General features: G+C 38.4%; 21 protein-coding genes. All 21 read left to right on the top strand.

Annotated features, from left to right (window positions below):
- Positions 1-76: 76 nt before the first annotated feature.
- The 21 genes from pyrH to lepA all read left to right on the top strand — a co-directional run bounded on the left by pyrH (position 77) and on the right by lepA (position 24,935).
- Positions 77-799, top strand: coding sequence for a UMP kinase (gene pyrH, locus O0236_RS05860; protein ID WP_268913173.1), 723 nt, complete (start codon positions 77-79; stop codon positions 797-799).
- Between the two features lie 3 nt (positions 800-802).
- Positions 803-1,366, top strand: coding sequence for a ribosome recycling factor (frr, locus tag O0236_RS05855; protein WP_268913172.1), 564 nt, complete (start codon positions 803-805; stop codon positions 1,364-1,366).
- A gap of 11 nt (positions 1,367-1,377) precedes the next feature.
- The gene (locus O0236_RS05850) at positions 1,378-1,812 is read left to right on the top strand and encodes a hypothetical protein (RefSeq protein WP_268913171.1); all 435 of its coding nucleotides are present in this window, start codon (positions 1,378-1,380) and stop codon (positions 1,810-1,812) included.
- A gap of 60 nt (positions 1,813-1,872) precedes the next feature.
- Positions 1,873-2,634: an isoprenyl transferase gene (locus O0236_RS05845; RefSeq protein WP_268913170.1), complete on the top strand. Its 762-nt coding sequence runs from the start codon at positions 1,873-1,875 to the stop codon at positions 2,632-2,634.
- Positions 2,635-2,646: 12 nt separating this feature from the next.
- On the top strand, positions 2,647-3,435 hold the full coding sequence (locus O0236_RS05840) for a phosphatidate cytidylyltransferase (RefSeq protein ID WP_268913169.1): 789 nt from the start codon (positions 2,647-2,649) through the stop codon (positions 3,433-3,435).
- Between the two features lie 18 nt (positions 3,436-3,453).
- Positions 3,454-4,725: an RIP metalloprotease RseP gene (gene rseP, locus O0236_RS05835; protein ID WP_268913168.1), complete on the top strand. Its 1,272-nt coding sequence runs from the start codon at positions 3,454-3,456 to the stop codon at positions 4,723-4,725.
- A gap of 22 nt (positions 4,726-4,747) precedes the next feature.
- Complete coding sequence (locus O0236_RS05830) at positions 4,748-6,460, top strand: proline--tRNA ligase (RefSeq protein ID WP_268913167.1); 1,713 nt, start codon at positions 4,748-4,750, stop codon at positions 6,458-6,460.
- A gap of 84 nt (positions 6,461-6,544) precedes the next feature.
- Positions 6,545-10,843 (top strand): PolC-type DNA polymerase III, encoded by a 4,299-nt coding sequence (locus O0236_RS05825; protein WP_372791793.1) that lies wholly within the window; start codon positions 6,545-6,547, stop codon positions 10,841-10,843.
- A 111-nt stretch (positions 10,844-10,954) separates the two neighbouring features.
- Positions 10,955-11,425 (top strand): ribosome maturation factor RimP, encoded by a 471-nt coding sequence (gene rimP, locus O0236_RS05820; RefSeq protein WP_268913165.1) that lies wholly within the window; start codon positions 10,955-10,957, stop codon positions 11,423-11,425.
- A 15-nt stretch (positions 11,426-11,440) separates the two neighbouring features.
- Positions 11,441-12,571: a transcription termination factor NusA gene (gene nusA / locus O0236_RS05815; protein ID WP_268913164.1), complete on the top strand. Its 1,131-nt coding sequence runs from the start codon at positions 11,441-11,443 to the stop codon at positions 12,569-12,571.
- Between the two features lie 23 nt (positions 12,572-12,594).
- Positions 12,595-12,894, top strand: coding sequence for an RNase P modulator RnpM (rnpM, locus tag O0236_RS05810; protein WP_268913163.1), 300 nt, complete (start codon positions 12,595-12,597; stop codon positions 12,892-12,894).
- The gene (locus O0236_RS05805; protein ID WP_268913162.1) at positions 12,884-13,201 is read left to right on the top strand and encodes a L7Ae/L30e/S12e/Gadd45 family ribosomal protein; all 318 of its coding nucleotides are present in this window, start codon (positions 12,884-12,886) and stop codon (positions 13,199-13,201) included. The genes rnpM and O0236_RS05805 overlap by 11 nt, the downstream gene beginning before the upstream one ends.
- A 4-nt stretch (positions 13,202-13,205) precedes the next feature.
- The gene (infB, locus tag O0236_RS05800; RefSeq protein ID WP_268913161.1) at positions 13,206-15,701 is read left to right on the top strand and encodes a translation initiation factor IF-2; all 2,496 of its coding nucleotides are present in this window, start codon (positions 13,206-13,208) and stop codon (positions 15,699-15,701) included.
- Positions 15,702-15,714: 13 nt separating this feature from the next.
- A complete protein-coding gene (gene rbfA, locus O0236_RS05795; RefSeq protein WP_268913160.1) occupies positions 15,715-16,065 on the top strand; it encodes a 30S ribosome-binding factor RbfA in 351 nt (116 codons plus the stop codon).
- Positions 16,066-16,173: 108 nt separating this feature from the next.
- Positions 16,174-17,079, top strand: a complete 906-nt coding sequence (truB, locus tag O0236_RS05790) for a tRNA pseudouridine(55) synthase TruB (RefSeq protein ID WP_268913159.1) — start codon at positions 16,174-16,176, stop codon at positions 17,077-17,079.
- Positions 17,080-17,095: 16 nt separating this feature from the next.
- A complete protein-coding gene (gene ribF / locus O0236_RS05785) occupies positions 17,096-18,058 on the top strand; it encodes a riboflavin biosynthesis protein RibF (protein WP_268913158.1) in 963 nt (320 codons plus the stop codon).
- A gap of 114 nt (positions 18,059-18,172) precedes the next feature.
- Complete coding sequence (gene hrcA, locus O0236_RS05780) at positions 18,173-19,213, top strand: heat-inducible transcriptional repressor HrcA (RefSeq protein ID WP_268913157.1); 1,041 nt, start codon at positions 18,173-18,175, stop codon at positions 19,211-19,213.
- Between the two features lie 18 nt (positions 19,214-19,231).
- Positions 19,232-19,801, top strand: a complete 570-nt coding sequence (gene grpE, locus O0236_RS05775; RefSeq protein ID WP_268913156.1) for a nucleotide exchange factor GrpE — start codon at positions 19,232-19,234, stop codon at positions 19,799-19,801.
- Positions 19,802-19,824: 23 nt separating this feature from the next.
- Positions 19,825-21,675, top strand: a complete 1,851-nt coding sequence (gene dnaK / locus O0236_RS05770) for a molecular chaperone DnaK (protein ID WP_268913155.1) — start codon at positions 19,825-19,827, stop codon at positions 21,673-21,675.
- Between the two features lie 97 nt (positions 21,676-21,772).
- Positions 21,773-22,924, top strand: a complete 1,152-nt coding sequence (gene dnaJ / locus O0236_RS05765) for a molecular chaperone DnaJ (protein ID WP_268913154.1) — start codon at positions 21,773-21,775, stop codon at positions 22,922-22,924.
- 172 nt (positions 22,925-23,096) lie between these two features.
- Positions 23,097-24,935, top strand: coding sequence for a translation elongation factor 4 (gene lepA, locus O0236_RS05760; protein ID WP_268913153.1), 1,839 nt, complete (start codon positions 23,097-23,099; stop codon positions 24,933-24,935).
- Positions 24,936-24,946 lie beyond the last annotated feature (11 nt).

Here is a 24,946-nt window from a genome sequence, read left to right as displayed (position 1 = left end):
ATTAGCAGATGTGTTGTTGTTATCCTTCAGATTATGCTAAAATTATATGTAACGATTAACAATAGGAGGCACTTTGATGTCTGATATAAAATATAACAGAATCGTGTTGAAGCTAAGTGGTGAGGCTTTAGCAGGTGATGCAGGACAAGGAATAAATCCACCCGTTATTAAGGACGTGGCAGCTGAAATCAAAAACATCTATGATTTGGGAATCCAGATCGGAATTGTTGTTGGTGGTGGTAACATGTGGCGTGGCGAGTCAGGAGCCGCTATGGGTATGGAACGTGCCCAAGCTGACTACATCGGTATGCTGGGAACAGTTATGAACGGTCTAGCATTACAAGATAACCTCGAATCATTAGGGGTGCCTACTCGAGTACAAACATCAATTGAAATGAGACAAATTGCGGAACCATACATCCGTCGAAAGGCTGTCCGTCATCTCGAAAAGGGACGTGTAGTAATTTTCGCAGGTGGTACAGGTAACCCTTATTTCTCTACTGATACGACAGCTGCTTTACGTGCTGCAGAAATTGATGCAAATGCCATTTTAATGGCTAAAAATGGTGTTGATGGAATTTATTCTGACGATCCTCGGACTAACGAAGATGCCGTTAAGTTTGATACTTTAACATACATGGATATTATCAGTAAGGGATTAAAGGTCATGGATTCAACAGCTAGTTCGTTGTCCATGGATAACCATATCCCATTGGTAGTGTTTAATTTGAACGAACCAGGTAATATTCGTAAAGTAGTTACCGGTGAAAATATCGGTACAACAGTGAAGGAGAAATAGTTTATGGAAGATGCTAAAACAATAATTAATGAAGCTAAGACTAAGATGCAAAAAGCTCACGAAGCACTAGACCGTGATTTAGGCGGAATTAGAGCGGGTCGGGCCAATGCAAGCTTATTAAACAGAGTTATGGTTGATTACTATGGAGCCCAAACACCATTAAATCAAGTAGCTTCAATTTCCATTCCTGAAGCACGAGTAATTTTGATTACCCCATTTGATAAATCAGCCCTTGAAAACATTGAAAAAGGAATTTACGAAGCTGATTTAGGTATTAGTCCAACAAATGATGGTAATGCAATCAGATTAGCAGTTCCAGCTTTGACTGAAGAACGTCGTCAAGAGATTGCTAAGCAAGTTAAAGCTACTGGTGAACAAGGTAAGGTTGCCATCAGAAACGTTCGTCGCGAAGCTATGGATGCATTGAAGAAGAGTCATAAGGCTGACGAAATAACTGATGATGAGTTCCATAAATTTGAAGAACAAGCCCAAAAGGTTACTGATGATGCAATCAAAGTGGTTGATCAAAAGGTTGCTGAAAAGGAAAAAGAAGTAGTAAGCGGATAGGAGAAATTAATATGGCTGATGATAATCAAGTAGAAGTTGTTCCTGGTACCGAAGAATTTGAACACATGTTGTTTAAACTAAACATGGAAATTACTCCTGAAGAAATTACAACTTTGAATTATAACGGTAATGAATTACAACAAGTTCAAGATGGATTGTTTGCAATGCCTGCATACGTCCAAGAAGACTTTAACTTGTTCTTTATCGTTTCTAAGTTAGTAGAAGATGATTGGGTAATGGCATTTTCAACTGCTACTATCGAAAATGATAATGAAATTACTGATTTGTCAGAACCAATGACCACTGGAAAGGGATTGAACGTCTTAGGCGGAGTTAGCCCTGAAGATGCTAACAACTTGTTGAAATACTTCAATACGTTAGCCGATGCTGGTCGAGGAGAATGGCGAATGGTTGATGGTCCTGAAGAGACCCCAAATGAAGAATAACGACTATTTAGGATGAGCAGGACTCATCCTTTATTTTTGTTGAGTTTTAAAGGTGAAATTATGGTTAAAGATAATAAGCAGGATTCAATTGTAGAAATCGATAAGGACAACGTTCCTGAACATGTTGCTATCATTATGGATGGTAATGGACGATGGGCTCAAAAAAGACATCTTCCAAGAATTGCCGGTCATAAAGAAGGAATGCAAACCGTTAAAAAGGTAGCCATCGCCGCAAGTGATCTCGGCGTCAAAGTGTTGACTTTATATGCTTTTTCGACAGAAAATTGGAAACGTCCGGATAAAGAAGTCAATTTTTTGATGAAATTACCAGTAACTTTCTTTAGTGACTTCGTTCCTGATTTAATAAAAAATAATGTTAAAGTTCAAGTGATGGGAATTATTGATCAATTACCCAAGGCCACACAAAAAGCGGTCAACGATGCAGTTAAGCAAACAGCTGATTGTACGGGAATGATCCTTAATTTTGCTCTTAATTATGGTAGCCGCATCGAGATAGTGGATGCGGTCAAACAAGTCGCCAGGCTGGTTAAGGACGGTAGTTTAGATGTTGATGATATTGATGAAGATATCATTAGCGATCATTTAATGTCTGCATCGCTTGGTAAATATGCTGATCCTGATCTGTTGATTCGGACGAGCGGTGAAGAGCGAATATCTAATTTCTTATTATGGCAAATAGCGTATAGTGAGTTAGAGTTCGTCGATACGTATTGGCCAGATTTTGATGCCAATACACTAAGAGATGAAATCATTGAATATCAAGGAAGACATCGTCGTTTTGGTGGCCTTGATACCGAATAGGAGTGCATTGATTTGAGACAAAGAGTTATTACAGCAGTAGTCGCATTAATTATTTTTATTCCAATACTTATTTTGGGTGGAATTTGGACCGATTTGGCCGCCCTCGTACTTGGAATCATTGCGATGTCTGAAATTTTAGTTATGAAGAAGAAGTTACTGATTTCTTTTGAGTCAATCATCAGTTATCTAGGAGTTAGTGTGATGATAATTCCTAACGCATGGTTGAGTATCCTTCCAAGCTATATTGATCGAATGTTTTTGTTTTATATTTTTGTTTTGCTGTTACTATTATTGACAGTGTTTTCAAGAAACAAATTTACTTTCGATGACGTTGGAGTGCTTACCTTAGGTATGATTTATGTCGGGTTAGGTTTCCATTACTTTACCCTTGCTAGAGATTTATCATTAACTACGGTACTGTATGCTTTGTTTATAGTATGGGTTACTGATAGCGGTGCTTATCTTTTTGGCAGAGCGTTTGGAAGGCATAAATTGGCACCTCATATTAGTCCAAACAAGACATGGGAAGGTTCTGTATTAGGTTCATTAAGTGCTGTTATTTTATGTACCATTTTCCTAATTTTTTATCCAATCAACTCCATGAGCATTGTCACAATCATTATCGTAACTGCTTTATTATCGGTTACAGGCCAATTTGGAGATCTAATTGAATCTGCACTGAAACGGTATTATGATGTAAAGGATTCAGGAAAAATCTTACCTGGCCACGGTGGAATTCTAGATAGATTTGATAGTTTACTATTGGTATTACCTATTTTGCATCTGGTCGGAATCATATAAAAATGGAGGCTACCATCTTTGATAACAACTATCATTGCATTTATTATAGTTTTTGGGATTATTGTTATTTCTCATGAATTTGGTCATTACTATGCCGCCAAAAAATCAGGGATCTTAGTGCGTGAATTTTCTGTTGGTATGGGTCCCAAGCTGTTTTACTTTATTCGAAACCACACCACATTCACATTACGGCTATTACCTTTAGGCGGTTATGTCCGCATGGCCGGTGATGCTGATGACGATGAGGAGATTAAACCCGGCACACCTGTGTCTTTGAAGGTTAACGATGACAACTTAGTAACTTCAATCAATACAAGTAATAAAAATTCTCTTTTCCAGGGAATTCCAGTGACCGTTGTTAAAACAGATCTTGAAAAGGACTTGTTCTTGGAAGGATATGAAAATGGGGATGAGTCAGAGTTAAAGCGTTACGCGGTTGCTCATGATGCCACAATTGTGGAGTCAGATGGTACAGAAGTACAAATCGCGCCTGTGGACGTTCAATTTCAGTCTGCTTCATTACCTCATAGAATGATTACTAATGTTGCTGGAGTTTTTAATAACTTTATTTTAACCATCTTGGTATTCACAATTTTGTCATTCATGCAGGGTGGTGTTGCGAATAATTCTAATCGGGTTAATGTAGCACCAACCGATTCCGTGGCTCGTGATGCTGGTATCAAAAATGGTGATAAAATTCTTTCAGTTAATGGTGTTGATACACCTAACTGGAATGATTTAGCAACTAATATTCAAAATAAGGCTGGTAAAAAAGTTAATCTTGAGGTTCAAAGTGGTCAGAAAACTAAGAAGGTCTCTTTGACACCTAAGACAGTGAAGTCAGGTGATAAAAAAGTTGGCGTAATTGGTATTACTGAACATTTAGATACCAGTTTTAAAGCAAAAATACTAGGTGGATTCACTCAAACATATAACTTGAGTGCACGACTTTTATCAGCGCTTTGGTCAATGATTACCGGTCATTTCAGTCTTAATGATCTTGGAGGACCAGTGGCTATTTTCGCTACGACCTCACAAGCAACTCGTGGTGGAATTGCGGGAGTAATGTACTTCTTAGCGTTCTTATCATTAAACTTAGCGATTATTAACTTAATTCCGATTCCAGGATTGGACGGAGGAAAGTTACTACTTAACATTATCGAAGCAATTAGACGTAAACCAGTTTCTGAAAGAACTGAAACGGTTCTTACGTTAATTGGATTTGTCTTCTTAGTGGTCTTGATGGTTTTGGTAACTTGGAACGACATTTCCAGATATTTCTTGCATTAATGTCTGAAGGAGAAAAGATAAGATGAAACAATCAAAGGTTTTGATTCCAACTTTAAAGGAAACCCCTAGTGGTGCAGAAGCGTTAAGTCACCAAATGTTACTGAGAGCTGGATATATTCGTCAAGTGTCTGCAGGGATGTACGCTTATTTACCAATGGCATATCGAGTGATTTCTAATATTGAACAGATTGTCCGTGAAGAAATGGAAAAAGCAGAAGCTTTAGAAATGCTTGTCCCAGGAGTTCTTCCAGCAGATTTATGGCGTGAATCAGGAAGATATGAAACATATGGTCCTGAACTATTTAAGTTTAAAAATCGTCATGATACTGACTTCATTTTAGGACCAACACATGAAGAGACATTTACACAGTTGGTTCGTGATGCCGTTAAATCTTATAAACAATTGCCATTCATGCTTTATCAAATTCAGGCTAAATATCGTGATGAGGATCGTCCTCGTTATGGTTTGTTACGTAGTAGAGAATTCATTATGAAGGATGCTTATTCATTCTCAGCTAATGAAGAAGACTTAGATAAAGCATATCGAGCAATGGAGAAAGCCTACATTAACATTTTTGACCGTATTGGTTTAAATTATCGGGTCATCATTGGTGATGGTGGTGCCATGGGTGGATCAGATTCAAAAGAATTTTCTGCATTAGCAAGTATTGGTGAAGACACCATTGCTTACTCGACTGATAGTGATTACTCTGCCAACCTTGAAATGGCTAAAGCTAAGATTGCTGATCGTACTTCTCATGCTGAAATCGCCGACTTGAAAAAAGTTGCTACCCCAGATGCTAAGACGATTGAAGAAGTCAGTGATTTTCTTGATGTTAAACCGGAACAAATTGGTAAATCAATGCTCTTTATTGCTGATGATGAACCTGTACTAGTTGTTGTTCCTGGCGACTATGAAGTTAACGATGTTAAGGTTAAGAACTATTTGAAAGCCGATTTTCTAGAACCAGCTACCGATGACCAAGCCAAACAATTAATTGGCGCAGGTTTTGGTTCTCTTGGACCAGTTGATCTTGATGAAAATATCAAGGTATTAGTTGACCAACGGATCAAGGGTATGCGCAACATTGTTGTTGGCGCAAATGAAGATGGTTTCCATTACTTAAACGCTAATTTTGATCGTGATATTAATTCAGACGATGTTGATGATTTTGTCTTTGTTAAGGAAGGCGAAGTTTCTCCCGATGGTGAAGGTACTCTTAAGTTCACTCGTGGAATTGAAATCGGTCATATCTTTAAGTTAGGAACTAGATATTCAGATAGTCTCGGCGCAACCGTTCTTGATGAAAATGGTCGTGCAACTCCAATTATTATGGGATCATATGGAATTGGTATCAGTCGATTGTTATCAGCAATTGCTGAACAATATGGTGATGAAAATGGTCTAGTATGGCCTAAGTCAGTGGCACCATTCATGGTTCACGTTATTCCAGTGAACATCAAAAATGATGTTCAAAGAGAATTAGCCGATAAAATTGAATCTGAATTAACTGAAAGTGGATTAGACGTTTTAGTTGATGATCGTAAGGAACGAGCAGGAGTTAAGTTTGCTGATTCTGATTTATTAGGAATTCCAGTTCGGGTTACGGTTGGTAAAAAAGCAGAAGATGGTATCGTAGAAATTAAGATTAGAAAAAATGGTGAAACACTTGAAGCTAAAGTTGAAGAACTTAGTGGAATGGTTAAGATTTTACTTGATAATTTAGAAGATTAATTTTATGGTTTATAAAAAAACTGGGATTTCCCAGTTTTTTCTGGTTAGTGAGGAGGAATAAGTTTGGCGCTTAATCAGAATGAGATGTTTCAAAAGCTTCTTGAACAATTAAAGTGGTTTGAGATGAAGGATGATCCAATCTTTGATAATGCCCGATTAGATAAGCTGGAAGTTCACGAAAAAAGCCGTAAATGGCAGTTTAATATCACTACTAACGCCATATTGCCATTTGAAGTGTACGATCAGTTCAACGACAGATTGCAAGCTGCGTTTAACAACATTGCTAATGTTTCTTTCATTATCAGACCTAATAATCAAACGTTTGACGAAAACTTGCTAAGAGATTATTGGGAATGGGTCGTGAGAAATTCTGGTGTTACTTCACCATTATTGAAGGAATTATGTGATAATCATTTACCAGACCTTCAGGATGATCGAGTTCAATTTGTGGCTGAAAATGAAATTGTGAAAAATTTCATGGCCAATACTGCCCTTGGGCCAATTGAAGATTTATATCGGCGAGCAGGATTCCCTAACTTTACGATTCACACAATTGTTGACGAAACTGCATCTCAAAAAAATATCGAAGCATTGCGTAAGCGAAATGAAGCTAATGGCGCTGAATTAGTAAAAAAAGCTAATGAGGCCATGAAGTTAAACGAATCAAAACCTAAGAAAAATAATTCTGGTAATGGTTCAAGTTCAATTGGTAAGAAAATTAATGGCGATGTTCCCACAACAAGAATGGATGAAATTGTTGAAGAAGAACGTTCCGTTGTAGTCGAGGGTTACGTTTTTTCAAAAGAAATTCGTGCACTTAGATCTGGCCGAGAACTTCTGATGTTAAAAGTTACTGACTATTCGTCTTCAATTTCCATTAAAAAGTTTTCAGGTAAAAATGAAAAGGGTGCTTTCGATGGGGTTGAAGAAGGAAATTGGGTTAAAGTCCGAGGTAGCGTTCAAGAGGATAACTATTCTCATGAATTAACTTTAATGGCAAATGATATTAATCCAGTTAGTCATCCAATTAAACAAGACTTGGCACCTGCTGATGAAAAGCGGGTTGAACTTCATTTACACACTTCGATGAGTCAAATGGATGCCACTAATAATATTGCCGATTTCGCCAAACGTGCTAAAAAGTGGGGGCACTCTGCTCTAGCAATCACAGATCATGCTGGCGTTCAGGGATTTCCTGATGCTTTTCATGCTGGTGAAAAAAACGATTTAAAAATGCTGTACGGAGTTGAAGTCAATTTAGTCGATGAAGGTGAACCGATTACTTATAATGACGCTCATGTACCTTTAAAGGACGCTACTTACGTCATTTTTGATGTGGAAACCACGGGACTTTCCGCAATTTATGATCGAGTAATCGAATTATCAGCTGTCCGTATGGAAAATTCAAATGTTGTTGATCAATTTGAAGAATTTATCGACCCGGGTTTTCCATTGTCTGAACAAACGACTAATTTAACGTCAATTACTGATGAGATGGTTCGGGGATCTAAATCTGAAGAAGAAGTATTTAAATTATTCAGAGAATTTTGTGGTGACTCAATTATTGTCGGGCATAACGTAACTTTTGATGTTGGCTTTATGAACACGGGTTATAAGCGCCATGGTATGTCAGAAATTTCTAATCCAATTATCGATACGTTAACATTAGCCAGATTCTTATATCCACATTTGAAGGGATACCGTTTAAATACGTTGGCTAAGCGTTTTGATGTTTCACTAGAACATCATCACCGGGCTATCTATGATGCTGAAACTACGGGTCATTTGAATTATATTTTCTTAAAAGATGCTGAGAGCAACTATGACATTAAGTATCATGATCAACTAAATGATCATATGACTGATAATGACGCGTACAAACACGCCAGACCAAGTCATGCCACTCTGCTTGCTCGAACTCAAGACGGACTTAAAAATATGTTCAAAATTGTTTCACTTTCTAATGTTGATTATTTCTATCGGGTTCCAAGAGTGCCACGAAAGCAGCTGGAAAAGTATCGTGAAGGAATTCTTGTTGGTTCAGCTTGTTCAAGTGGAGAAGTTTTCACTTCTATGATGCAAAAAGGTGTGGAACAGGCGCGTGAGAAAGCTAAATTTTACGATTATCTTGAGGTGCAACCACCTAGGGTCTATCAACCATTAATTGATTCCGGATTAGTTTCGGATGAATCAAAATTGCATGAGATCATTCAAAATATTATTGATTTAGGTCAAGAATTAGATAAACCTGTCGTAGCTACCGGTGATGTTCATTATCTAGATGACCATGACTATATTTATCGAAAGATTTTAATCAATTCTCAAGGTGGTGCTAATCCACTTAACAGGCAAACGCTACCTGATCAGCATTTCTTGAGTACCGATGAAATGTTGTCAGAATTTTCATTCTTAGACGAAGATCTCGCCAAAAAAATTGTTGTGACAAATACTAATGCCATCGCTGATAGTATTGAAGAAGTTCATCCATTGAAGGATAAATTATATACGCCTCGAATGGAGGGCGCTGAAGATGAAATTCAGAATAAGACAATGGATACTGCCCATGCAATGTATGGAAATCCGTTGCCTGAAATCGTCGATGAGCGATTAAAAAAGGAATTAAAAAGTATCATTGGGAATGGTTTCTCAGTTATTTATTTGATTGCTCAACGTCTGGTTCATAAGAGTAACAAGGATGGATATTTGGTAGGTTCTCGTGGATCCGTTGGTTCTAGTTTGGTTGCGACTTTAACTGGAATTACTGAAGTTAATCCTTTACCACCACATTATCGTTGCCCGAACTGTCAACATTCTGAGTTCTATACTAAGGGTGAATATAGTTCAGGATATGATTTACCTGAGAAGAAATGTCCTGAATGCGGAACTGAAATGATCGGTGACGGTCATGACATTCCTTTTGAAACATTCTTAGGATTTACTGGTAATAAGGTTCCGGATATTGATTTGAACTTCTCTGGTGATTATCAACCAATCGCACATAACTATACCAAGGTGCTGTTTGGTGAGAAAAATGTATTCCGAGCCGGAACTATTGGTACAGTTGCTGACAAGACCGCATATGGCTATGTAAAGGCATATGAGCGAGATACCGGCAAGGTATTCAGAGGAACTGAAGAAGATCGTTTATCTAAGGGTGCTACAGGAGTCAAGCGAACTACAGGACAACATCCAGCTGGAATTATCGTTGTTCCTGATTACATGGATATTTATGACTTTACTCCAATTCAGTATCCAGCTGATGATCGCACGGCTGCTTGGAAGACAACGCATTTTGATTTCCATTCAATTCATGACAACATCTTAAAAATTGATATTTTGGGACATGATGATCCTACGATGATCAGAATGCTGCAAGATTTATCAGGGATCGAGCCTAAATCAATTCCAATGGATGATCCGGGAGTTATGTCGTTATTCTCAAGTCCAGAGATTTTAGGTGTCACCGAAGAACAGATTAATTCAAAGACTGGAACGCTTGGAGTACCAGAATTTGGGACGCGATTTGTGCGAGGGATGCTTGAAGAAACTCACCCAAGTAATTATTCTGAGCTACTACAAATTTCTGGACTGTCACACGGTACTGATGTGTGGATCGGTAACGCTGATGAACTGATCAAAAATGGTACAGCCACAATTGCTAATGTGATTGGTTGTCGTGATAATATCATGACCGATTTGATTCACTGGGGATTAGATTCAGAAATGGCTTTCCAAATTATGGAACATGTCCGAAAGGGTCGAGGGATTCCTGACGAGTGGCAGGCGGCTATGAAGGAAGCTAACGTGCCAGATTGGTACATTCAATCATGTTTGAAAATCAAGTATATGTTCCCTCGTGCCCATGCGGCGGCTTATATCTTGATGGCATTGCGAATTGCCTACTTTAAGGTGTATTTCCCATTGGTATATTACGCAGCCTACTTTTCAGTTCGTGCCGATGACTTTGATATTGTGTCAATGTCACGCGGTAAAGACGCTGTCAAAAATGCCATGAAAGAAATTACCGACAAGGGTATGGAAGCTTCTACCAAGGAAAAGAACCTATTGACTGTCTTAGAGTTGGCCAACGAGATGCTTGAACGAGGTTATGAGTTTAAGATGGTTGATTTGGACAAGTCAGACGCATCAGAGTGGTTAATTGATGGTAAGACATTGATTGCACCATTTGATTCAGTTCCTGGACTTGGATTAAACGTAGCTAAGCAAATTGTTGCTGCGCGTGAAGACCGTCCTTTCATTTCAAAAGAAGATCTCGCCAAGCGAGGAAAGGTTTCAAAGACTTTAATTGAATTTATGACAGAAAATAACATTCTAAATGGTTTGCCTGATGAAAACCAACTTAGTCTGTTTGACATGATGTAACGATTTGCTAAACTAGGTGATTTGTGATATCATTTGTGTTACTAAATAACTTGGAAAAGGAGTGAGCAGAAATGCTCGCTCTTTTTATTGGATTTTTTAGGAGGAGAATATTTGAGCAACGTTGTTGAGACAGTAAAAGAAATTGTTGAGCCGATTTTGGAGTCACATTCTTTTTACTTATTTGATGTTGAATTTGTGAAGGAAAATAAAAGTTATTATCTACGAGTTTATATTGATAAACCAGGTGGAGTAACAATTGATGACTGTGTATTGGTTTCTGATGAATTAAGCGAAAAAATCGATGCTTTACCGGAAGATCCAATTCCAGAGGCTTACTTCTTAGAAGTCTCATCTCCAGGTGCTGAACGTCCGCTAAGAAACGATAAAGAACTTAAAGAAGCTGTTGATCAATATATCCACGTTTCTTTATTTAAAAAGTTAGATAATCAAAAGGCTTATGAGGGAACCTTGTTGAAGGTCGATGAAGATTCAATCGACTTACAACTAGATGACCCTAAGAAAACTGTAATAAATGTACCTCGAGAATTAATTGCCAAGTCAAGATTAGCAATCAAATTTTAAAAGGAGAGTAAAATAATGAGTAGTGAACTTTTGGGTGCACTGTCTTCTCTTGAAGAAGAAAAGGGTATCAAAAAAGAAGTTGTGATTGAAGCTTTAGAAGCAGCTTTAGTTTCAGCTTATAAACGTAACTATGGTCAAGCTCAAAACGTAGAAGTTGAATTTGACCAAAAAAAGGGAAACATGCACGTTTATGCAGTTAAGACTGTGGTAGAAGAGGTTAATGACCCTCAACTTCAAGTTTCACTTGAAGATGCTGTAGCTATTAATCGTGGATATGAATTAGGTGACGAAATCAAGTTTGAGGTTACTCCTCAAAACTTTGGTCGAATCGCTGCTCAAACGGCAAAACAAGTTATTATGCAACGTGTTCGAGAAGCCGAACGCGAAATTGTGTTCAATGAATATAGTAAGTATGAAGACGAATTAGTTACTGGTACAGTTGAACGACAAGATACTAGATTTGTTTACGTAAGTCTAGATAAAGTTGAAGCTGTAATGGGTATTCGTGATCAAATGCCTAATGAGGTATATCGTCCACAGTCAAGAATCAAAGTTTATGTATCCAAAGTGGAAAATGCTACTAAGGGTCCACAAGTATTTGTTAGTCGTACAGAACCAGGAATGCTTAAGCGATTATTTGAACAAGAAGTTCCTGAAATTTACGATGGAACAGTAGAAATTGTTTCAATCGCTCGTGAAGCTGGTGACCGTGCTAAGGTTTCAGTTAGAACGAACAATCCTGACATTGATCCAGTCGGAACTGCAGTTGGTCCTAAAGGTCAACGTGTACAAACAATCGTTAATGAATTAAATGGTGAAAATATGGATATCGTTGAATGGGATGATGATGATGCAAGATATATTGCGAACGCATTGAATCCTGCTGAAGTAGTCGATGTCATCTTCGATCCAGATAATGATCGTGCATGTACTGTAATCGTTCCTGATTATCAATTATCATTGGCAATTGGGAAACGTGGTCAAAATGCCAGATTAGCTGCTAAGTTAACAGGTTTCAAAATCGATATTAAATCTGAATCAGAAGCTGCTGCAGAAATGAGCGCATCAGATAATGACTTTGATGATGTTGATAACGATGATGAAGACGTTAATGAAACCGATACTAATTCAACTAACGAAGAATAATTTTTGTTTGGAGGCGAACTTTTATGAAAAAAAGAAAAATTCCAATGCGAAAAGATATCGTATCTGGTGAAATGGCGCCTAAAAAAGAATTGGTCAGGATCGTCCGCGACGCTGACGGAACAGTTTCTATCGATGAGACTGGTAAAAAGTCTGGTCGAGGAGCTTACATCTCAATTGATGTTGACCGAGCTAACCAGGCCAAGCGTGAACATGTCTTCGAAAAAGCATTTTCAGTGAAGATTGATGATTCATTTTATGATGACTTGATTGCCTATATTGATCATAAACAAGCTCGAAAAGAGTTGTTTGAAAATGGACAATAAACAAGCCCTTATCAATTTTCTTGGATTGGCTCAACGAGCTCGTAAAACAGTTTCGGGTCAAGAAATTTTATTAAAGGAACTCCGAGCGAATAACTTGAAGTTTTTATTTATTGCTAGTGATAGCGGTAAGGATACTTTTAAAAAATTTACTGACAAATCCACCACTTATAACGTTCCGACGAACGTTTTGCTCACTAGCGAAGAACTAAGTAATGCTGTTGGTGTTAAGCGCAGTATAATCGGTATTAGTGATTCTGGTATGGCAAAAAAAATGATCGAATTAACTAAACAAAGCAAGGGAGAGTGATTATATGGGGAAAAAGCGAATTTATGAATTAGCTAAAGAACTCAATGTCTCCAGTAAGGCGATTTTAGACAAAGCTGCAGAAGCAGGTTACGACATTAAAAATCATATGTCGACAGTTGATGACCACCAAGAACAACATTTGAGACAATCATTTGGTGGCGCAAGCAGCAGTAAAAGTCAAGCTACCAGCAATAAGTCGACTGACCGTCCGACAAAAACTACTAGTTCAAATCATTCTAATAATGGTTCACGAACAAATAGTAATTCAACGCATCAACAAAATAATAACAATCACTCGGCTACTAGTCGTAGTGGTAATTCTGTTAACAATCGGAGTAATAATTTGAATAACAACCATAGCCAGAATTCTAGTAATAATCATAGCAATGGCAATACTCAACATTCAACACAAAGCCAAGCTAATAAGACGAATAATCAAAATCACCAAAATAGTAGTCAAAGCAGATCTAACAATAATTCAAACAGATCTAACAGCACTCAAAATAGATCTAACACTACCCAAAGCAAACCAAGCAACAACCAAACAAGTTCTAGTAACGCTCACCGCAGTAACAACAATAGCGGTAGCGGACGGTTTGGCGGTAGTTTAAATCCTTCACGAGGTAACAATAATTCTCGTAAAGCAAACAAGAAGCGTCAAAAGAAGCAGAAGAAACAAAAAAACCAACGTATGCGTGAAGTTGAACATCATGGCGCTCCTGAACGTAAGGAACGTCCATTACCAGAAACTTTGATGTACTTTGACGGTATGAACGCTCAAGATTTAGGTAAGGCATTGCATAGAGAGCCAGCCGAAATCGTTAAGAAGTTATTCATGTTAGGTGTTATGGTTAACCAAAACCAATCACTTGATAAAGATACAATTGAAATTTTGGCTGCTGATTATGGTATTAGCGCTGAAGAAAAGGTTCAAGAAGACGTTTCAGATATCGATAAGATTTTTGAAAGCGAAATGACTAATGATGATCATTTAGAGAACCGTCCTCCAGTTGTTACTATCATGGGACACGTTGATCACGGTAAGACTACATTGCTAGATCATTTAAGACATTCACATATCACTGCTGGTGAAGCCGGTGGAATTACTCAAGCCATTGGTGCCTATCAAGTTAGACATGGTGAGAATGTGATTACGTTCTTGGATACTCCAGGACATGCTGCCTTTACTGAAATGCGTGCTCGTGGAGCAAACATTACTGACATTACTGTGTTGGTAGTTGCTGCTGATGATGGTGTTATGCCTCAAACAATTGAAGCTATCAACCATGCGAAAGCCGCTGGAACTCCAATCATCGTGGCTGTTAACAAAATTGATAAGCCAGATGCTAATCCAAACCACGTTATCGAACAATTAGCTGAATATGGATTGATTCCTGAAGACTGGGGTGGCGATACCATCTTTGTTAACATTTCAGCTAAATTCGGTAAAAACATTGATGAATTGCTTGATATGATCGTATTACAAGCAGATATGTTGGAACTCAAAGCTAACCCAGATCAACCAGCCGTTGGTTCAGTAATTGAAGCTCGACTTGATCAGGGTCGTGGTTCAGTTGCCACATTGTTAGTTCAAGCTGGAACTTTACACGTTGGTGATCCAATCGTTGTTGGTAACACCTTCGGACGAGTTAGAACTATGAACAACGAACGTGGTCGTGATTTAAAGAAGGTTACACCATCTATGCCAGTTGAGATTACCGGTATGAATGATGTTCCAGAAGCCGGTGATCGTTTCGTTGTCTTTGATGATGAAAAGACTGCCAGAGCTGCTGGTGAAGCTAGAGCTAAAGAAGCTCAAGTTGAAGAACGTCGTAAGACGACTCACGTTACCTTGGATAACTTGTTTGATTCTCTTAAAGAGGGTGAAATGAAACAAGTTGATGTCTTGATCAAGGCAGATGTTCAAGGTTCTGTTGAAGCATTGGCTAATAGTTTGCAAAAGATTGATGTTTCTGGCGTAAAGGTCAATATTATTCATGCCGCAGTAGGTGCAATCAACGAAAGTGACATTGCATTGGCTGAAGCAAGTAACGCTATCGTTATTGGATTTAATGTTCGTCCTACACCACAAGCTAAGGCTCAAGCTGATAGTGACAATGTTGATATTCGTCTTCACCAAGTTATCTATAACGCAATTGACGAAGTGGAATCAGCTATGAAGGGTATGTTGGAACCAACATACAAAGAAGAAATTACTGGTTCGGTAGAAGTTCGTGAAACTTATAAAGCTTCTAAAGTTGGTACAATTGCGGGTGGAATGGTTGTTGACGGCGTCATCAAACGTGATAGTAAAGTTCGCCTTATCCGTGATAGTGTTGTTATTTATGACGGCGAGTTGAACAGTTTGAAGCGTTTCAAGGACGATGTTAAAGAAGTTAAGCAAGGATTCGAACTTGGGCTTACTATCCAAGATTACAATGACATCAAGGTGGGCGACGTCGTAGAAGCCTACGAAATGAAAGAAGTTCCTGTAGAATAAGGAGGAATTATTCATGGCTCAATACAGAGTTGGTCGACTTGAACAAGAAATCCAAAAAGAAGTCACTGATATTTTATTGAAGCGAGTACGAGATCCTCGTGTTCAAGGAGTGACGATTACCGGAGTTGATGTAACTGGAGATTTGCAACAAGCAAAAATCTATTACAGCATCTTATCAGACAAAGCTTCTGATAAAGAGAAGACACAAACTGGTATGGAAAAGGCTACTGGCCTTATCCGAAAAGAATTAGGTGCTCGTTTGAGTATTTTTAAAACACCTGAAATTACATTCGAACAAGATGATTCTGTTCGATATGGTGATAAAATTGATCGTTTGATCAATGAACTTAATTCAAAACAATAACAATTTGGAGATTTGGCAGATTTAATGGTCAAATCTCTTTTTGATACATATCAATAAGATAGCGTGTGCTATAATTTATTGGATTAAAACCTTACAGGAGAGTCATCGATGAATGGTGTATTACCACTTTTTAAAGAAAAAAATATGACTAGTTTTGACTGTATTAGTCAACTGAGAAAAATTTTGCATACCAAGAAAATTGGCCATACAGGTACTCTGGATCCAAACGTGGATGGTGTTTTGCCGATTTGTGTCGGTCCAGCAACCAAAATCTCAGAATTGTTGATGCAGTCTGGTAAAGCGTACCGTGGATCGATTACTTTGGGTGTTGCATATGATACTGAGGATTTAGATGGGAATATTATTGATTCAAAACCTGTTGATAGTCCATTTACAGATCAACAAATCGATGAAGCATTAGAAAATATGGTTGGTGATATCGAACAGATTCCACCGATGTTCTCAGCTGTCAAAATCAACGGCCGTAAATTGTACGAATATGCTCGTGAAGGAATTGAAATTGAACGTCCAGCACGAACGATTCACATTGATTACTTCAAGCAAACTTCTCCATCTGTCTACGATGAAGAACAAAGGCAGCAAACCATTTACTTTGAAGTAGGATGTTCTAAGGGAACGTATGTCAGAACTCTTGCTGTTGATTTTGGTAAATCTCTTGGATTACCAGCAGTTATGTCTTCACTGACAAGAATTAAGAGTGCTGGTTTCACAATCGACCAGTGTGTGAAATTATCAGAAGTGGCCGAGGCCATGGAAGCGGGAGAAATCGACCAATACTTAGTTTCTCTTGATGATTCACTTTCACAATACCCAAGTGTTGATTTGTCTGATAAGCTTTTTCAGCTTGTTTCTAACGGCGTGTTCTTAGATATTGATGAAGTGAATTCAAGCGCTCAGGTAGTTAAGCTAAAATATCAGAATCAAGTGAAGGCGCTCTATCAATTTGATGAAAACAAAAGGCAGTATCGCCCTTATAAAATGTTCTTAAATTAATTGAAGGTGAAAGAAATTGGAAATTGTTAAGTTACATTATCCTCTAGCTGATAATGTTGGCAGTAAAGAAAAAATCGTATTAGCAATGGGATTCTTTGATGGTGTTCATTTGGGTCATCAAGATGTAATCAATAAAGCTAAACAGATTGCTGAAAAATCAGGTGCCAAACTCGCCGTTTTAACGTATGATCATCACCCAGCGATTGTTTACAAACAATTGAATGATCACGAAAAGCGGTACTTAACTATGTACGAAGAAAAGATGAGAATTTTTGAATCTTTGGGTGTTGATCGGGTTTACTACACCAATTACACTTATGCTTTTCAAGCTCAATCTGAACAAGAATTCGTTGATAATTTTATTAAGCGGTTTAATGCAATTACAGTTGTCGCCGGATTTGACCACACGTATGGCGGAACAGACACAGCTGATATGAAACACCTTCCTGATTACAGCGATGGTAAATTCAATGTTGTTACTGCTGATCCAATTGAATTTGAGGGTGAGAAAGTTAGTTCAACTAGAATTCGTAAAGCCTTAGATGATTGCGACGTTAATTTGACCACTCATTTACTAGGTCGTCCGTTTAGATCTCAGGGATATGTGGTTCATGGTCGAGAAGTGGGTAGGCTATTAGGTTATCCGACGGCTAATGTTGAGCATTCTGAACTGCAGTGGTTACCAAACGTGGGAATTTATGTTGTTCGAGTACAAGTTGGTGATCAACAACATATTGCGATGGCATCGGTAGGACACAACGTTACTTTCTCAGATAAATTACCAATGACCATTGAAATAAATATTTTGGATTTTAATCAAAATATTTATGGAGAAACAATCACTGTTGATTGGCTAGATTATATTCGTGGTGAAGTAAAATTCGCAACCACAGAACAATTGACTAAACAGTTATATGAAGATGAGTTATACACTCGTGACTATTTAAAGCGTCATCCAGAAATAATTAGCACTCATTAGAATTGTTTGCTAAAAAATTCGCTAGATGTCTTGACTAATAGTAGTGGGTTTGATAGATTATATATGTGCCTTAGCACTCGATGGTTATGAGTGCTAAAAAGAGGTGATTTCAAATTGTTAACTGATAGGCAAAAAGAAATTTTGCAAATTATTATTCGTGATTACACGAAGAATGGGATGCCTGTGGGGTCTAAACTCCTGTCTGATGAATTTCCGACAAGTGTTAGTTCCGCAACCATCCGAAATGAAATGGCGACTTTAGAGGAAAAAGGTTTGATTACTAAAACCCACTTTTCTTCTGGTCGAATCCCTTCAATGGAAGGGTATCGCTACTATGTTGATAATTTAGTTCAACCTGATCCACTAGATGATAGCTCTGAAGATTTCATTAAGAGCTCATTTAATGGGGACTTTAACCGAATTGATGAGATAATCCAAGAGTCTGCTAAGGTATTATCAGATTTAACTAGCTACATGGCAGTTTCCTTTAATCCTGAACAAGACAGGACAATTAAGCTATCTGGATTCAGACTGGTTCGGTTGGATGACCGCCAAGTAATGGCGATCATCGTTATCGATAATGGTCACGTGGTGGATAAAGTAGTTAGGTTGCACGACGTTACCCCAGAGCAATTGCAAACGATTGTTAATATTATTAACAAGGAGTTAGTTGGCAAACCACTGAACGAGGTGGTCAACAAGCTTCAGTTTGAGATTCCTGCTTTAATTGCTAAGTACGTTCAAACGCCAGAGGGCTTCTTGAATATCTTTGATGATATGCTCAATGAAGTTGGTAAAGATCGCGTGCACATAGGTGGTCGATTGAATCTGCTTAGATTTGCTGACCGTCAGGACATTGACTATTTGAAACCTTTATATAATCTCTTAGATACAGGAGACGGGGTCGCTCAATTAGTTCATCCTGAATCTAGCGATGTTGAAGTTAGGATTGGCAACGAATTGCGAAATGATTTGTTGAGAAACTATAGTTTAATTACTGGAACGTATGATCTGAAAGAATATGGTCGCGGGGTAATTGCCGTAATTGGCCCTACCAGAATGCCATACGCCAAAGTAATCGGGATTGTGGGTGCCCTCAGGGAAGAAATGACCCGCAAAATTCTTGGTTACTATGATGATGAAGATCATGAATAATTCAAAGGAGGCGATTTTTTGTCAGAAGAAAAGCATGATTCAGCTGATGAACCAGTTGAAAACAACGATGCTGTAAATGAAGATTCCAATCAGTCAACTGATAATCAAACTTCTGAACCAGAGAGTTCTCCGGAGACTGATCAAATTGAGAAATTAAAGGCTCAATTAGATGAAATGGAAAATAAATATTTACGTGCAGAAGCTGAAATCAAAAATATTCAAAATCGCGCTAAAAAAGAACAAGCTGATATGATTAAGTATGATGGTCAACAACTGGCTCATGATATTTTACCTATTGTCGATAACTTGCAACGTGCATTAAGTGTTGAAGTTTCAGACGAAAGTGGTCAGCAATTAAAGCAGGGTGTTCAGATGGTATCTGATCATCTTGACAAAGCCCTACTTGATAACGGAGTCGAAAAGATCGATGCCGAGGGAGCAGATTTTGATCCCAAGTATCATCAAGCGATTCAAACAGTTGATGCTGGTGATGATCATAAAGCGGATACGGTCGTTCAGGTCCTACAAGAAGGATATAGATTAAAAGACCGGGTATTACGTCCCGCAATGGTTGTCGTAGCAAAATAATTTAAAAAAGAGGATTCGATAAAATGGCAAGTAATAAAATTATTGGTATTGATTTAGGAACTACTAACTCAGCCGTAGCTGTTCTAGAAGGTAGCGAACCAAAGATTATTCCTAATCCAGAAGGTGCTCGTACAACTCCTTCCGTTGTTGCGTTTAAAGATGGTCAACCACAAGTTGGTGAAGTTGCCAAGCGACAAGAAATCACTAACCCTAACACTGTTGTTTCAATCAAGAGTCACATGGGTGAAGAAAACTACACTGTAGATATTGATGGTAAGAAGTACACTCCTCAACAAATTTCTGCAATGATTCTACAATACATCAAAGGATTTGCTGAAGATTACCTTGGTGATACAGTTGAAAAGGCTGTTATTACCGTTCCTGCTTACTTTAATGATGCACAAAGACAAGCAACTAAGGATGCCGGTAAGATTGCCGGACTAGAAGTTGAAAGAATTATCAACGAACCTACTGCTGCATCACTTGCATACGGTTTGGACAAGCAAGACAAGGATGAAAAAGTTCTTGTTTATGACTTGGGTGGTGGTACTTTTGATGTTTCTGTACTTGAATTAGGCGATGGTGTCTTCCAAGTACTTTCAACCAATGGTGACACTCATCTTGGTGGTGATGACTTTGATCAACGTATCATCGACTGGTTAGTTGCTGACTTCAAGGCAGCCAACGGTGTTGATTTAGCTAACGATAAGATGGCACTTCAACGTTTGAAGGATGCTGCTGAAAAAGCTAAGAAGGATCTTTCTGGTGTTACCGAATCAGAAATTAGTCTTCCATTTATTTCTGCAGGTGCTAATGGACCTCTTCATTTACAAACAACTTTAACAAGAGCTAAGTTCAATGAATTAACTGCTGACTTAGTTGAAAAAACTAAAGTGCCTTTTGATAGCGCATTGAAAGATGCTGGCCTATCTGTTGGCGATATTGACCAAGTTATTTTAAATGGTGGTTCAACTAGAATTCCTGCTGTTCAAGAAGCTGTTAAGAGCTGGACAGGTAAGGAATCTAACCACTCAATCAACCCTGATGAAGCCGTTGCTTTAGGTGCTGCTGTTCAAGGTGGAGTTATCACTGGTGATGTTAAGGACGTTGTTTTACTTGATGTTACTCCATTGTCACTTGGTATCGAAACCATGGGTGGTGTGTTTACTAAGTTGATCGACCGCAACACAACTATTCCTACTAGCAAGTCACAAGTGTTCTCAACTGCTGCTGATAATCAACCAGCCGTTGATATCCATGTTCTTCAAGGTGAACGTCCAATGGCTGCTGACAACAAGACTTTAGGTCAGTTCCAATTAACTGATATTCCTGCTGCACCAAGAGGAATCCCTCAAATTGAAGTTACATTTGATATCGATAAGAACGGTATTGTTAATGTTTCTGCTAAGGACAAGGGAACTGGTAAGGAACAAAAGATCACCATCAAAGATTCATCTGGTTTGTCTGATGAAGAAATTGAAAAGATGATGAAAGATGCTCAAGCTAACGAAGAAGCAGATAAGCAACGTAAGGAAACTGCTGATTTAAATAATGAAGTTGATCAATTATTGTTCTCAACTGACAAGACCTTGGAAGAAGTTAAGGACAAAGTTTCTGAAGACGAAATCAAGAAGGCTACCGATGCTCGCGATGCTTTAAAGAAAGCTCGTGAAGACAATAACATCGAAGACATGAAGGCTAAGAAAGATGAACTTACTAAGATCACTCAAGATCTTGCAGTTAAGTTGTATCAAGACCAAGCCCAAAATGGTCAAGCCGGTGATGGCGCTACTGATGCAGGTTCTGCTGATGGTAACAAGGATGACGGTACCGTTGACGGTGACTTCTCAGAAGTCGACGATGACAAAAAATAATTAATTGTCCAAAAAGCCAAGGCCGATGAGCTTTGGCTTTTTGTTAAAATATGGTATTCTGTCAAGGATGATAAAGTAACTAAGACGGGAGTTTAGCATGGCTAACAAAGATTATTATGATATTCTTGGTGTATCCAAGGATGCTTCTGAAGACGACATTAAGCACGCCTACAGAAAATTATCAAAAAAATACCATCCAGATATTAATAAAGCACCAGATGCTGAAGAAAAATTCAAAGATATTACTGAAGCCTACGAAGTTTTAGGTGACTCTCAAAAACGCGCTAATTATGATCAATATGGTTCTGCAGAAGGACCACAAGGATTCGGTGGCGGCGGCTACTCACAAGGTGGCGCTGACTTTGGTGGCGGTTTTGGGTTTGATGATATCTTTAGTCAATTTTTTGGCGGTGGTGGCGGCCAGCAAACAGCTGATCCAACAGCCCCACGCCAAGGTCGAGACTTGCAGTATCAAATGACTTTGGAATTTGAAGAAGCCATTTTTGGTAAGAAAACTCGTATCAAGTATAACCGTGAGGCACAATGTGACACCTGTGGTGGAACTGGTGCTAAACCAGGAACTTCTCCAGTAACCTGTCATAATTGTGGTGGCCGAGGATTTGTCACAGTAGAAACCAATACTCCTCTTGGAAGAATGCAAACTCGACAAGAATGTCCTGTATGTAACGGAACTGGTAAAGAGATTAAAGAAAAATGCCCAACTTGTGGTGGTAGTGGCCATGTTGATCAAAGCCACGAAATCGAAGTTACTGTTCCTGCAGGTGTTGACGATGGTCAACAAATGCGTCTACAAAACCAAGGAGAAGCCGGTGAAAATGGCGGACCTTACGGTGATTTATATATTGTTTTTAAGGTTAAACCTTCTAAGATCTACCAACGGGATGGAGCAACTATTTACATGAATCAAGACATCACTTTCTCTAAGGCTGCCCTTGGAGGTAAGGTTAAGGTTCAAACGGTTCATGGGGATGTTGATTTAACGATTCCTGCTGGAACCCAAAACGGAACTGTGTTTAGATTACGTGGTAAAGGTGCTCCCCATCTTCGTGGTAAAGGCAATGGTGATCAACGGGTAACCGTTAACGTTGTGACACCAAAGTCTTTAAACAAAGAACAAAAGGTTGCGCTTGAGGCCTTAGCCGCTGCTTCTGGTGAAGAAGATACCGGTTCAGGTAAATCAGGTAATATTTTTGATAAATTAAAAGATGCTTTTGATGGTAATAAGTAAAACTTATCTAGGTGATTTTAACTTAAAATTCAAATGTTAACTTTTACCGTTGGCATTTTGACGAATAAAGAGACTGCTAGTGGTAAACATTTCTGGCAGCCTCTTTTCTTTTAGTAGTTCAATCACTTATAATTGAACTAAGAAGTAATTTGAACGAAAGTGAGATATCAATATGGATATTGAAAAAATGAAAGAGCATCAAAAATATATTCGTAACTTCTCCATTGTTGCGCATATTGATCACGGTAAATCAACGTTAGCGGATCGAATCCTAGAAATGACTGACACGGTTTCAGAACGAGAAATGAAAGATCAGTTGTTGGATAATATGGATCTTGAACGAGAACGCGGTATTACTATCAAATTAAATGCCGTTGAGTTAAAGTATCATGCCAATGATGGTAACGATTATGAATTTCATTTAATCGATACCCCAGGACATGTCGATTTCTCATATGAAGTCTCGAGAAGTTTGGCCGCTTGTGAAGGTGCCATTTTAGTTGTTGACGCTGCTCAAGGAGTTGAGGCCCAAACATTGGCCAACGTGTACTTGGCCTTAGATGATGACTTAGAAATCGTTCCTGTAATCAATAAAATTGATCTGCCATCTGCTGAACCAGAAAAGGTTAAAGAAGAAATCGAGAATGTTATTGGTATCGATGCTTCTGACGCCGTGATGGCGAGTGCTAAAAAAGGTCTTGGAATAAAGGAATTACTCGAACAAATCGTCTCCAAGGTACCAGCCCCAACCGGAGATGTTAGTGCTCCATTAAAGGCTTTGATTTTTGATTCAATCTATGATGATTATCGGGGAGTTGTTTTAAGTGTTAGGCTTGAAGATGGTACCGTTAAGCCCGGCGATAAAATCAAACTAATGAATTCTGGTTCTGAGTACGAGGTTACAGAAGTTGGTGTTAACTCACCACATCCAGTGAAACGTGATTATTTAATGTCTGGGGATGTTGGTTATATTACTGCCAGTATCAAGGATATTACTCAAACACGAGTTGGTGACACGATTACGAGTGTGGAGAATCCAGCAGACAAGGCCTTACCAGGATATCGTGAAATGAATCCAATGGTGTACGCAGGTCTTTATCCAACTGACAATGCTAAATTTGAAGATCTTCGTGAATCATTAGAAAAATTGAAGTTGAATGATGCGGCGTTGGAATTTGAACCTGAAGTATCGCAGGCTTTAGGATTTGGTTTTAGATGTGGATTTTTAGGACTCTTGCACATGGACGTGGTTCAAGAAAGATTAGAGCGAGAGTTTAATTTAGATTTAATTACAACTGCTCCATCAGTTACTTACAACGTGAATAAGTCTGATGGCACCGCGGTTGAAGTTGAAAACCCATCTGAAATGCCAGATGCCTCAGAAATTAAATCAATATTGGAGCCATTCGTTAAGGCGACTATTATGGTGCCTAATGAATACGTTGGGGCTGTCATGGAATTGTGTCAACGTCGCCGAGGAATCTTTGAAACTATGGATTACCTTGATGATTATCGAGTTAATGTCATTTACCATATGCCACTTTCAGAAATCATTTTTGATTTCTTTGATAAGTTAAAATCAAGTACTCGGGGTTATGCTTCACTTGATTACGATCTCGAAGAATATCGTCCAAGTGATTTGGTTAAGGTTGATATCTTATTGAATAGCGATAAAGTTGATGCTTTGAGTTTCATTACACATAAACAATTTGCTGATTCGCGTAGTCGAGACATCGTTACTAAGTTAAAGGGAATTATCCCTCGACAAAACTTTGAGATTCCCATTCAGGCCGCTATCGGTTCAAAAGTCATTGCCAGAACTAATATCAAGGCTTATCGAAAGGATGTTACTTCGAAGATTCATACAGGTGACCCTGATCGACGAGCTAAGTTATTGGATAAACAAAAGCGTGGTAAGAAACGAATGAAGTCAGTTGGTAAAGTGGAAATTCCTCAAGCTGCCTTTATGGCTGTCTTACAGACTGGTGAAGATGAACAAAATGACAAATAAAAAGAACTATG

This window comes from Lentilactobacillus sp. SPB1-3 (assembly GCF_026913205.2).
Lineage (GTDB): Bacteria > Bacillota > Bacilli > Lactobacillales > Lactobacillaceae > Lentilactobacillus > Lentilactobacillus terminaliae.
Note: the sequence above shows the minus strand (reverse complement) of the source record. Positions and strands in the feature narration are given on the sequence as shown.